Source organism: Salinibacterium sp. SWN248 (assembly GCF_015864575.1).
GTDB lineage: Bacteria > Actinomycetota > Actinomycetes > Actinomycetales > Microbacteriaceae > Rhodoglobus.
In genome coordinates, this window is the sequence record NZ_JADYWW010000003.1 from 101,081 (window position 1) to 113,513 (window position 12,433).

Consider the following 12,433-nt stretch of genomic DNA (forward strand, 5'->3'; position numbering starts at 1 on the left):
TTGTGCGCTAGCCAGCCCTGATGAAGTAGGGACGTGACCGAATCTCGAACCCCTGACACCCGTGTTTTCTTGCCTGCTCCGCCGCAGGCGCCTGCCCCCTTTCGATTCCCGCTAGTGGCCGCCACGGTACCGGTGGTGGCGTCGGTCGCGATCTGGCTGATCACTGGCTCGACCTTTGCCCTCATTTTCGCCGCTTTGGGGCCACTGGCGGCGACCGGTAGCTACATCGATTCACGAGTGACGGCGCGCAGAACGAGGCGCGTCGAACGGGCGCGCTTCTGTGCCGACGCAGCCACAACGACGAAAGAAATTCGCGCCTACCATCGCCGTGAACTCGTCGAACTGGCTGAGAAAACCCCTGCGGCGATCATGTTGGTCAATGACGTACTCACTGATGCGTCGAAGTGGATGCGCGAGCCCCACGATGTCCTTCCCGTCCACCTCGGCTACGGCAGTGTACGCAGCAGCATCGCCATTGATCGCACTGCGGCGCATGACGCTGTGTCTCCAGACGTCGAAGACGCGTATCGGAGTCTGACGGAGCAGGCAGAGCATCTGAGTCGAGCGTCGATTGCTGTAAACGCGCGCCTAGGTATCGCACTCTGTGGCAACAGCCCGATGGCGTTGTCACTGGCGCGATCACTCGCGATCCAACTCGCTCGCACCCTCGCGCCCACCTCAAGCTGGGTGCGACTCACAGGAGTATTTGCAACAGAATCCTGGGGAGAACGACTTCCGCACCGACTGTTGCGTTCGAGCGGGGCAACAGAACGAGGTGCGGATGCTGCTGGAACGGGCGGAGAGATCGCGAGCGTGCAGTGGGGAACGCTTGGCGATTCCCAGCCGCGCGTTTCCATCACGATAGTGGGGGAAGAAAACCAAGTGCCGAGCGGGCATCGCATTGTGATCCGCACGAACGCCGCCAGCGTCGCTGTGGTCAGACATCCTGACCGTCATCAACGCCGCGACTTCGAGCCGTCGTTCCTCGGCAGAGAGCAAGCGTTAGTTTGGGTGCGAGCGGCACACGATATCGCTGCCCGCGATGGTCTTGCTTCGGGCCAGGATGTTCTTCCCGATTCACTTGCCTTCGATGAACTCGAGAAACGCCCCGTTTCGCTCCTCACCTCTCGGGTGGAATCTCGACGATCGCTAGCCGCGCGCCCCGCCGTCGCGGTGTCAGGAGAGCTCAGTATTGATCTTGTTGTCAACGGGCCCCACGCCATCGTGGGCGGCACAACTGGCAGTGGCAAGAGTGAGCTCCTCATTGCGTGGGTGCTCGCAATGGCGGCCGAAGTGTCGCCAGACGACGTGACCTTCTTGCTGGTCGATTTCAAAGGTGGCTCCGCGTTTGCGGCCCTCACGCAACTGCCGCACACCGTGGGCATCATTACCGATCTTGATGAGACAGCGGCGGCGCGGGCCTTCGCGAGTCTTCGTGCCGAGCTCCGATACCGCGAGCGTGCGCTGGCTCAGGCCGGCGTGCGAGATATCTCAGAGCTCGCGAGTGTGCCGCGTCTCGTGATCGTCGTTGACGAGTTCGCGGCGATGATGGCGGACTACCCACAGCTGCATGCCCTATTCAGCGATATCGCGGCGCGCGGCCGCTCGTTGGGCGTGCACCTGATCCTCTGCACGCAGCGACCTTCCGGAGTTGTGCGCGACGCGCTGCTCGCCAACGCAGACCTGCGGATCTCCCTCCGCGTCAACAATGGTGCCGACAGTTCGGCCGTCATTGGCAGCGATCGTGCTGCAGAGCTCCCGGCTGACGCCAAAGGTCGTGCGTGGGTTGCCCATGGCTCGTCCTCGGCCGAACTCGTGCAGTTCGCGCTCGTCTCGCCTCACGATATTCGTGACGTTGCTGAGCGTTGGCCCATCTCTGTTCCGCCGAGACGGCCGTGGTGCGAACCGCTCAGCGAGCACGTTGCCCTCGCGGCGGTGCTGGGGGCTGCGGCGGAGGAGCACAACAGCGAACCCTCGGATGCAGTGAACTCAGACACTCTCTATTTTGGGTTGACAGATCTGCCTGAACTTCAACGCCACGGGCGTGCTGGCTGGTCGTCAGCCGCAGACGGGCACCTGCTGATCGTGGGGTCAGCTGGCAGTGGAAAAACAACGGCTCTCACCACGCTTGCCCACCTCAGCACGGCAACGGTGATCGTCATGAGTGCCGAGCCCGCCGCCTTCTGGGACACGCTCGCAGGCGTCTACGGTCGACTCGACTACAGCGATGACGCAGCGATACCGCGGCCACCAAGCCACATTGTGATTGACGACATCGATGCCGTGCTCGCTCGTTTCGACGATGAATACCGGGCTGTCGTTGTGGAACGGCTCACTCGCGTGCTGAGGGAAGGCCCCGCTAGTAACATGTGGGTTATTGCGAGCGCCCAACGAATCACCTCACCGCTGCAGTCACTCTCACAGCTGATGCCGAGCGTTCTTCGCCTGCGCTTCAGCAGTAGGCAAGAATTCATCCTTTCCGGCGGGACTACGGATGAGTACATCCCCGCGGTGCCAGCCGGGGGAGGCCTCTGGCAGAGCAAGAGAGTGCAAATCGCGCAGAGTGATCACTACCTTCCGGTGGCAGAACGAAGTGCGGCGACGACGCTGTCGGGCACCGAGCACATTGTTGTCGTCAGCAGTCGCCCCTCGGTCGCCGCAGCAGCGTGTGCTGCTGCTGGCTGGAAAACAAGGCACGTCGAAGGGGTACCAGGAGCCGAACGGGAGCTGTTAGTTAGCCCGAATGAGTCGCGTTCTCCCATCGCGATCATTGGATCCGTCGATGAATGGCAATCACGGTGGGGTGCCCTGGCGGCATTACGTCCCCACTCCACCATCGTGCTCGATGGCTGCACCCTCAGCGACTACCGCCAACTTGCCCGCACTCGCGAGCTGCCGCCGCCGCTGACGGCAGGCTCACGCGAGTACTGGGGCCTGAGCGAAACTGGACCAGTTCGCCGGGTGCGGCTGCCTCACGCCAGCCACAGCGAGGTGCTGGCCCCACACCGCTAGCTCGTGAGCACGGTGTTTGTGACCCCAGAGGAAACAGCGATCTCAGCAGCCGGGACCAAAATCGTGCGGTACCCGAATTGGGCACAATTATTGGGCGAATTTAGTTCGGAAACATGGAATTATTGCAACGAACCCGCAAGGCCCCTCCTAACTGGGGCTATAACAAAGCAGACCGCGCTCACTACCATCGGGGTAACTGGTGGGGGCGAAGGAGAAACAGTGACGAGACCACTTCCGCAGGATCCTGCGATCCAGCAGCTAATGCTGCAGGCGAAGCAATCTCAACTCAGCCGCAGGCGACTGCTGCAAGGAGCGGGGCTTGGTGCGTCCGCGCTCGCTCTCGCAGCATGTGCTGCGCCGGATGGGTCAGATGCGAATGATATTTCCGACAGCGACAACAAGCTCGTCTGGGCAAGCTGGCCGTCGTACATCGACGAAGACCTCAGCGGACGCTCTCCCACGCTCAAAGCTTTCTATGAGGAGACCGGCGTCGAGGTCGAATACAAGGCTGTCGTTGAAGACAACGTTGGTTTCTACCTGACGATGAAAGATCAGCTCTCGTTGGGCGAGCCGACAGGCACAGACATCATCTGTGTCAGCGACTGGATGGCAGCACGGCTCATCCGGTTCGGGTACGCCCAAGAGATGGACGCCGCGAATATCCCCAACAAAGTCAATCTCACAGAGTCGCTTGCGAGTCCCGACTTTGACCCTGATCGCAGCTACTCGCTTCCCTGGCAAAGTGGTTTTATCGGACTCGCGTGGAACGCTGAAGAGTACCCCCGTGGAGTGCTCTCGGTCGATCAACTCTGGAACGATGACCTCAAGGGCAAAGTTGTCGTCCTCGCCGAAATGCGCCACACCATGGGCATGCTGCTGCTTGCGCAGGGGATCGATATTGCCGAGGAAAACTGGGGTATCGAGGAATACAAGAAGGCAAGCGCCGTGCTCGAAGAGCACTTGACGTCGAAGCACATTCTTGGTGTTTACGGTAGTGAATACCTAGAGAAGCTCAAGTCGGGCGAAGCTATCGCCGGGTTCGCTCGCGCTGGAGACGTTGCCGTTCTTAATGCGCAAGCGGGTTACGAGAAATTTAAGTTCTTGCTCCCCGGCTCAGGCGGAACATTCTTCACTGACTCTCTCGTGATCCCTGCAGGTGCGGTCCACAAAGCGAGTGCAGAAAAGCTCATGAACTACTACTACGAGCCTTCCGTCGCCACTGAAGTCGTGGAGTGGATTCACTGTGTGAGCCCCGTCGACGGAACGCTTGAGTACGCCATCGAGAACTTCCCGGCGCTGGCGTCGAATCAATTCACCTTCCCGAATGCGACGGCAATGTCGCGAGCGCGCACTTTCCGCACGCTCAGCACTACCGACGATCAGTCATTCAACGCTGAATTCCGCCGCATAACAGGCAAGGGTTAGCGCGCGAGTTCGCGGAGAGTTCTAGGCGAGCTCGAAACGGAGTTCGCCAACGGGGAGCCCACGGCCGAGCACCTGCTCGGTCGTGGCTGCCAGCACACCTGCCACAGCATCCGCATCGAGCGCGCCAGCTTCGGCCAACAGCGAGAGTCCGACGGGAAGCAGCGGGCGGATCGATCCGTCAAGAATCTTGAGAGTCACCGTGGTGCCGTCTGGGGCAGCGGCAATGAGCACGCCCTCGGCCCCGCGTTTCGCGATAATCCCGAGGGTGTCCATCGCCTCGGCAACCTGGGGCATGTCGAGTCCCCACGCGTTGGCCCGAATGGCGCTCACGAGGGCGGCGGCGTTCGGATCGGTGTCTGACGTGGCGGCAACCACGCGCTGAATGGCCGTGGCCAGTGAGACGAGGCTCATGGCAAAGACGGGAGCCCCGCATCCATCCGTTCCCTCATGGGCAAGCGGCTGACCCGTGAACTCAATCACCGTCTGCCGAATGCGCTCCTGCAGCGGATGCTCGTGCTCGAGGTAACTTTCTAGCGGCCACTCATTCACGACGCAGGCCGCCAAGAAGCTCGCGTGCTTGCCTGAACAGTTCATCGCGAGGCGACGGGGAGCGTCGGAGGCGCGTCGGGTTTCGGAGTCGGCTGGCCAGTCGGGCGGGCAGCGCAGGTCGTCTTCGGTAAGACCGTATGCGGCCAGAGTCGAAGCCACGACATCTTGGTGACGTTGGCTGCCGGTGTGGCTGGCGCTCGCCAGCACGAGCTGTTCGTCGGTGAGAGTGACTCCCGCACGAAGCACAGTGATCGCCTGCATGGGCTTGAGAGTCGAACGCGGGTAGATGAGAGCCTCGGGGTTGCCGAGGCGTCGTAGCTCAGTGCCGTCGGGGGAGAGCACTACAGCGGCACCCAAATGGCGTGACTCGATCATGCCCGAGCGTTCAAGTACGGCGAGTTGAACGGTGTCGTTAACGGTGAGAGCGGCAGCGGCAGTTGTCGAGGGGGAGTTCACTCTCCTACGTTATCGCCGCGAGAGCGCGTGTGGGCACGGCAGCCTTCATGATGGGGAATGGTTTCGCTCACTCCCAGCGTTGACCGCTAGCGTGATGGCGAGAGAAAGTTTGCCCGATCGCCCAACGCGTTCGCCGATGCTGGCTGCTGAAGCTGGCCAAGGAGGTTCTGATGAACATCGACCACAATTTTGAAGTGCGCTTGGAATGGTCGGGAAACCTGGGTGAGGGCACCACGAGCTACCGTGGTTACTCTCGCCACAACGAGATCACAGCAGTGGGCAAGCATCCGATTGATGGCTCGAGCGCTCGCGTCTTTCACGGATCGGCAGATCGCTGGAATCCCGAGGAATTGCTCATTGCGGCGCTCAGCCAGTGCCACATGCTGAGCTATCTGCACGTTGCCGTGAGTCGCGGCATCGTCGTCACGGCCTATCACGACGAGGTTTCAGGCACGATGAAGCAGACGGATAACGGTGGCGGGCATTTCACGTCGGTCACCCTGCGACCCGTTGTCACGATTGCGGCCGGCAGTGTGGAAGATGCCATGGATGCTCACGCTGAAGCAAGCCAGAAGTGCTTCATTGCCTCATCCGTCAACTTCCCCGTGCTGCACCAGCCCCGCATCATCGTGGAGGCCCCAGCAGGGGAGTAGCGTTGGTGTGCGCCGGTTTCAGGAGCGCCGCAGCGTCTGTCATAGCGACTACAGGGCGAACTGTCGAGGTTTCGGCGGCGATTCCACACGCTTTGTACAGCCGCGGTGGGGCAGGATTGGTGCTCCGTGTTCGTGTTGTGAAGGGTTCTTGTGCGTAAAGCGATTCCATTTCTGTTGACCATCGGCGTTGTGGCGTCGCTTGCGGCGTGTTCTCCCGCAGATTCCACGACGGCAGAGGGATCTGGTGATTGCGTTCCGACGTCATCCGGCTCCGCTTCGGATGCTGTTGAGGTCAGCGGCGACTTTGGCGCAAAGCCTGAGGTCGCGATCGACTTCCCGACCGACGTCTCAGAGACTGAGCGCACGGTTGCTATTGCCGGTGACGGCGATCTGCTCGCGGTTGAAGCATCGACAGCGAACGTTCAGTTCTCGCTGTACAGCGGCACGACCGGGGAAGAACTCTCCGCCACAACGTACGACGAGGCAGGTCTCACCCCCTTCCCCGTGGACGCCGAGCAGTTCTTGGTCGGAATCGTCAAGACCATTGAGTGTTCCACCGCTGGCTCACGCCTCGTCGGTGTTATTCCTCCCGAGGAGTCCTTTGCCGATGACGCCAGCCGCGAATCGCTCGGAGTCGGCGCCGATGACGACATCGTTTTCGTTGTTGATGTCATTTCCGTTGACGAGCCCGCTGAGCCTGCTCTTCCGCGTGCCGATGGCGAAGACCAGCCGGCCGTAGACGGATTCCCGGCTGTCGAGCTCGATGACGATGGTCGCCCCACGATCACCATCCCCGACACTGACCCGCCCGCCGAGCTCGCGGTTGCTGTGCTCAAGCAGGGCGCTGGCGAGACCGTCGAAGAGAACTCGGATGTCGTTGTCCACTATGTGGGCATGAACTGGACTACGGGCGAAATCTTTGATGAGAGCTGGGCTCGCGGTGAACCTTCCACGTTCAACACTGGCCAGGTTGTCAGTGGGTTCAAGACTGCACTCGAAGGTCAGCAAGTCGGATCGCAGATCATCGCTGTTCTTCCGCCAAGCGAAGGCTACGGCGAAGCAGGCAATGAGAGCGCAGGTATTGCGGGCACCGACACGATCGTGTTTGTCGTTGACATCCTCGGTCTCGGCTAATTCCGCTTCAGTATTGGCGCACATTTGTGCGAGCAAACTAAAGTAGCGGGATGCGCAAGATAATTCTGCTCGGATCGACGGGCTCGATCGGCACGCAAACCCTCGAAGTTATTGAGGCAAACCGTGATCGATTCGAGGTCGTCGGTCTGGCGGCAGGCACTAACCGCACGCTCGTCGAAGAGCAGGCGGCACGCTTCGGAGTGAAGCACATTGCTTTCGGCGCCGAGCAGGCCGCCCAACTGGTGCGGGATGTCCCTGCCGACGTCGTCGTCAACGGAATCACCGGTTCTGTAGGTCTCAGGCCCACGCTCGCGGCTCTGGAATCCGGTGCAACACTGGCCCTCGCCAACAAAGAGAGCCTCATCGTCGGCGGTGAGCTCGTCATGTCGCGGGCGAAACCCGGCCAAATTGTTCCTGTTGACTCGGAGCACTCGGCGATCGCTCAAGCGTTGCGCTCGGGCGAACCCTCAGAGGTGCGGCGCCTGGTGCTCACGGCATCCGGCGGTCCCTTCCGTGGTCGCACCCGGGAGTCGCTCCAGAACGTGACTCCGCGCGAAGCGCTCGCCCACCCCACGTGGGATATGGGTCTGGTGGTGACGACGAACTCGTCGACGCTCGTCAACAAGGGTCTCGAAGTGATCGAGGCGCACTTGTTGTTCGGCGTGCCCTATGACCGCATCGCGGTCACCGTGCATCCGCAGTCCATTGTGCATTCGATGGTTGAGTTTGTTGATGGCTCGACGATCGCTCAGGCGAGTCCTCCCGATATGCGGTTGCCGATTTCTCTTGGTTTGGCGTGGCCGGAACGAGTTGCCGGTGTTGGAGCGCCACTCGACTGGACGACGACGAGCACGTGGATCTTCGAACCACTCGACAACGAGGTGTTCCCGGCTGTGGAAATGGCAAAGGCCGTTGGCGCCGCAGGCCTCACGTTCCCGGCTGTCTTCAACGCCGCGAACGAGCAGGCGGTGCTCGCGTTCCACGCCGGCGCAATCGGCTACCTCGATATTCTGGATGTCGTTGAGCAGGTTGTGCAGAGCCACGAAGCGACCGAGCTCACTCTCGAGGCGCTCGCGGCTGCCGAGTCGTGGGCGCGACAGGCAGCGGACGCGGTCGTAGCGACCCGCTCCTAACGCGGTATTCGCCCCCCAAGCGGGGTTGTTCTGGGGCTTCCACAGCACGAGTACAGGCGGGCGTCGGTGCTCGTGACTATTCTTAGCGAGTGGAAAACGTGCTCTTGTACATTCTTGGTGTCCTGATTCTTGTTGTCGGGCTTGCTGTGTCTATTGGCCTGCACGAAATTGGCCATTTGCTGCCGGCGAAGCTCTTCGGCGTGCGCGTGAGTCAGTACATGATTGGGTTCGGCCCGACTCTTTTCTCCCGCAAGCGCGGTGAGACTGAGTACGGACTCAAGGCCATTCCACTCGGCGGATATATCTCCATGGCGGGCATGTTCCCACCCGGCAAATCACACGACAATTCACGCAGTTCCACGACGAGTGTCTTCCAAACTCTCGTGCAGGATGCCCGGGAGTCCAGCGCCGATACGCTCACCGATGTCGATGAGTCGCGGGCGTTCTACAAACTTCCGGTGTTCAAGCGCATCATCATCATGCTCGGTGGTCCGTTCATGAACCTTCTCATCGCTATCGTCATGTTTGCGATTCTGTTGATGGGTTTTGGAACAGCTCAGGCCTCGACGACCATCAGTAGCGTCTCGGAGTGTGTGATCCCGGCCTCTGCCGACCGCGACGCCTGCACCGATAGCGACCCAGCTGCCCCTGCTCTTGCTGCCGGCATCCAACCTGACGATCGCATTGTGTCGATGGATGGCGAGCCGATCGAGAGCTGGGAGCAGATTACCGAGCACATTCGCGCCGCCGCGGGGGATCAACTCACGATCGTGGTCGAGCGTGCCGGAGCAGAAGTCACCCTCACCGCTGAGCCTTTGCTTGCGGAACGTTACGTGTATGACGACAGCGGTCAGATCGTAGAAAACGATGAGGGCGAAGCGCAGACCGAGGAGTACGGCTTCTTAGGAATCGGCCCGGCCGCAGAGACGGTTCAGCAGCCGGTGACCGCTGTGTTGCCCGCAGTGGGAGACAACGTGGTTGCCGTGGCCAAAGTTGTACTGACACTCCCGCAGCGCATGATTGACGTGGTCAATGCAGCGTTCGGTCCCGAGGAGCGCGACCCGAACGGCCCCATCGGTCTTGTTGGCGTCGGTCGCATCGCGGGTGAAGCAACGAGTTTAGAAGCGGCGACGGTCACCGACCGTGCTGCTTACCTCATCAGCTTGGTGGGCTCACTCAACGTTGCACTCTTCGTGTTCAACCTGGTGCCGCTGCTGCCGCTCGATGGCGGACACGTTGCGGGCGCACTCTTCGAAGGCGTGCGCCGCTTCTTCGCGAAACTGTTCGGCAAGCCCGATCCTGGTCCGCTCGACACCGCCAAGTTTGTGCCGCTGACCCTCGTAGTTGTCGTGCTGCTGGGCATCATGACACTGCTGCTGGTGTACGCCGACATTGTGAAGCCGATTTCGCCGTTCTAGGAGAACGGGCTGTTCTGGCTGAGCTGGCTGCTAGCAGAACAGGCCGTTCTGACAGAGCGCATCGTTCTGGTGGGCGCTGCGGTCTCGTTCACGTGAACGAGACCGCAGCGACCGCACTGACGCTGTTCTAGCGCGTGAGCAGCAGGGCGTCGCCCTGACCGCCGCCACCACAGAGGGCAACGGCAGCGCGGCCTGAGCCGCGGCGTGCCAGCTCGTGCGCAGCATGTACGACGAGGCGAGCACCGGATGCTCCGACCGGGTGGCCGATCGCAATAGCGCCGCCGTGGATGTTCACGATGTCGTGGCTCAACCCGAGCTCGGAGGTTGAACGCAGGCTTACCGCGGCAAAGGCTTCGTTGATTTCGACGAAGTCGAGGTTGTCGGCCGTCCAACCCGCGTTATCGAGGGCTGCCGCGATCGCGCGAGCGGGCTGCGAGTGCAACGAGTTATCGGGGCCAGCGACGTGACCCGAGCGGTCGAGCACCGCAAGCCACGGAAGATTGTGTTCTTCGGCCCACGCACGGCTGGCCAGAATCACGGCAGAAGCACCGTCGCTCAGCGGCGACGAGTTGCCCGCGGTGATGGTGCCCTCGGGATCGAAGGCGGGGCGCAACCCAGCAAGCGTGTCGACCGTGGTGTTGGCGCGTACGCCCTCATCCGTGTCCAGAACGAGGTCATCGCCCTTGCGCTGGGGGATAGTGACGGGAACGATTTCGTCGGCAAATACTCCGGCCTCAATCGCGGCGGCTGCTCGCTGGTGCGAGGCGGCAGCGATCTCGTCCTGTTCGGTGCGGCCGATCTCGAGGCGTCCGTTGTGGCGTTCGGTGCTTGCGCCCATCGATTCAGCATCGAACGCATCCGTGAGGGCGTCGTGCGCGGCAGTGTCGAGTGCTGACACGGTTCCGTACGCCCAACCCATGCGTGACCCGGGGAGCACGTGAGGGGCATTGGTCATTGACTCTTGGCCACCGGCGGCCACTACGTTGGCTTCTCCGAGACGGATGAGGCGTGCAGCATCCACAATGGCGGCAAGTCCGGAGAGACAGACCTTATTTACGGTGACGGCCGGGGTCTTCCAAGCGAGGCCGGCCGCGATGGAGGTCTGGCGGGCGGGGTTTTGGCCAGCGCCGGCCTGGATCACTTGACCGAAGATCACTTGATCGATGGAGTCGACATCCACGCCGGAGCGTTCAACGGCGGCCCGAAGTGCGATGGCGCCGAGCTCGACGGCGGTGAGCGAAGCGAGCTGTCCGCGCAGTTTCCCTTGTGGGGTGCGTGTGGCGGAAAGGATCACTACGTCGTTGGGTGCGGGGGTGTTGGCCACTGTGCAAACTCCTTTGTTTGGGCGCCGTTGTTGACAGCGCGGTTGCGCAACCATAGGCTACATGAAACCTGAACCGGGTCTCAGGTTCAGATCACAATCCTCCTAAGGCAGCAGGAAAGGTCCCATCATGCGGGTCAGTAAAAAGTACCTCGCTCCGGCGTTAATTGCGACGGTTGCACTCACACTGGCGGGCTGTGCCCCCAGTGTTGACGGCGGAAGTGGCGGCGACGAGCTCGCCCCCGTCGACATTTCAATCATCACTTCCCAGACCGGCCCCCTCGCGGCCTACGGTGAGGCCTACCTCGCTGGCTTCGACGCTGGGCTCGATTACGCCACCGACGGCACAGGCGCCGTTGATGGCCGTGAGCTGAACATCGAAATCACGGATGACGCTGGCGACGCCGACAAGGCGGTCACGGCAGCGAAAGATGTGATTGGCCAAGGCCAGAAGATCATCATCGGCACGGTTTCCTCCGGAATCGCGCTCGCGCTTGCTGAGCAGGCCGAGCAAAACAAGGTTCTCTACATCTCAGGACCGGCAGCAGCTGACGGCATCACCGGCGTGAACGAGTACACGTTCCGCTCGGGTCGTCAGAGCTACCAAGACGTCGCAACCGCCGGTACGTTCATCGGTGACCCGGCAGGCCAGTCTGTTCTGGTCTTCGGTCAAGACACTGCATTCGGTCAGGGCAACGTTGCCGCAGCAACCGCCGTTCTTGGCGGCCAGGGTGCTGACGTGACGAGCCTGCTCGTTCCCGAAGATGCTACTGAGTTCACCCCGTTTGCCCAGCAGATCGTTGATGCGCAGCCTGACCTCGTGTTCGTGGCGTGGGCCGGTGCAACCTCGGGTGCGATGTGGGAGGCCCTCAGCCAGCAGGGTGTGTTTGACAGCGTTCCTGTCGCAACCGGTCTTGGTGACATCTCGACCTATGGCGCCTACGGTGCCGCGAGCGACAAGATCAGCTTCCTCAACCACTACTTTGCGGGAGCAACTGACAATGATGCCAACAGCGCCATGGTCAGCTACCTCGAAGCAGAGGGTAAGCAAGCCGACCTGTTCTCGCCAGACGGCTTCGTTGCCGCTCAGATGGTTGTTCAGGCAGTGCGCGAAGGTGGCGACGATGTTGACGCCATGATCGCCGCGCTCGAAGGCTGGACCTTCGATTCCGTCAAGGGATCGATCACGGTTCGCGCTGAAGACCACGCGATGATCCAGCCGATGTTCCAGGTCTCGCTTGTTGCCGATGGCGACTCGTGGATTCCTGAGCTCGTCACGGCCGTTGATGCTGACGCCGTAACCCCGCCCATCGCAGAGTAAGTACCTAGCGA

The 12,433-nt window shown here is 61.5% G+C and carries 9 protein-coding genes; 7 read left to right on the forward strand and 2 right to left on the reverse strand.

The window, feature by feature from the left end; all coding sequences use genetic code 11:
- Positions 1–33 precede the first annotated feature (33 nt).
- Together I6E73_RS13840 and I6E73_RS13845 are read left to right on the forward strand one after the other, a co-directional pair.
- A complete protein-coding gene (locus I6E73_RS13840; RefSeq protein WP_197126480.1) occupies positions 34–3,012 on the forward strand; it encodes an FtsK/SpoIIIE domain-containing protein in 2,979 nt (992 codons plus the stop codon).
- A 219-nt stretch (positions 3,013–3,231) separates the two neighbouring features.
- Positions 3,232–4,437: a PotD/PotF family extracellular solute-binding protein gene (locus tag I6E73_RS13845; RefSeq protein ID WP_197126482.1), complete on the forward strand. Its 1,206-nt coding sequence runs from the start codon at positions 3,232–3,234 to the stop codon at positions 4,435–4,437.
- 21 nt (positions 4,438–4,458) lie between these two features.
- Here I6E73_RS13845 and I6E73_RS13850 read toward each other — a convergent pair whose 3' ends face one another.
- The gene (locus I6E73_RS13850; protein ID WP_197126484.1) at positions 4,459–5,442 is read right to left on the reverse strand and encodes an asparaginase; all 984 of its coding nucleotides are present in this window, start codon (positions 5,440–5,442) and stop codon (positions 4,459–4,461) included.
- Between the two features lie 170 nt (positions 5,443–5,612).
- Between I6E73_RS13850 and I6E73_RS13855 the strand changes: the two genes are divergently transcribed.
- The 4 genes from I6E73_RS13855 (at position 5,613) to I6E73_RS13870 (ending at position 9,780) form a co-directional block, all read left to right on the forward strand.
- On the forward strand, positions 5,613–6,095 hold the full coding sequence (locus tag I6E73_RS13855; RefSeq protein ID WP_197108925.1) for an OsmC family protein: 483 nt from the start codon (positions 5,613–5,615) through the stop codon (positions 6,093–6,095).
- A gap of 150 nt (positions 6,096–6,245) precedes the next feature.
- Positions 6,246–7,229 (forward strand): FKBP-type peptidyl-prolyl cis-trans isomerase, encoded by a 984-nt coding sequence (locus tag I6E73_RS13860; RefSeq protein WP_197126487.1) that lies wholly within the window; start codon positions 6,246–6,248, stop codon positions 7,227–7,229.
- A gap of 50 nt (positions 7,230–7,279) precedes the next feature.
- Entirely contained in the window at positions 7,280–8,362 is a 1,083-nt protein-coding gene (locus I6E73_RS13865; RefSeq protein WP_197126489.1) for a 1-deoxy-D-xylulose-5-phosphate reductoisomerase, read from the forward strand.
- An 89-nt stretch (positions 8,363–8,451) separates the two neighbouring features.
- Complete coding sequence (locus I6E73_RS13870; RefSeq protein WP_197126491.1) at positions 8,452–9,780, forward strand: RIP metalloprotease; 1,329 nt, start codon at positions 8,452–8,454, stop codon at positions 9,778–9,780.
- A 127-nt stretch (positions 9,781–9,907) separates the two neighbouring features.
- Here I6E73_RS13870 and I6E73_RS13875 read toward each other — a convergent pair whose 3' ends face one another.
- Positions 9,908–11,104 carry an acetyl-CoA C-acetyltransferase gene (locus tag I6E73_RS13875; protein ID WP_197126493.1) on the reverse strand — a complete coding sequence of 399 codons (1,197 nt, stop codon included), beginning with the start codon at positions 11,102–11,104 and terminating at the stop codon, positions 9,908–9,910.
- 127 nt (positions 11,105–11,231) lie between these two features.
- On the opposite strand from I6E73_RS13875, the gene I6E73_RS13880 reads away from it, so the two are divergent.
- Entirely contained in the window at positions 11,232–12,422 is a 1,191-nt protein-coding gene (locus I6E73_RS13880; RefSeq protein WP_197108892.1) for a substrate-binding domain-containing protein, read from the forward strand.
- Positions 12,423–12,433 lie beyond the last annotated feature (11 nt).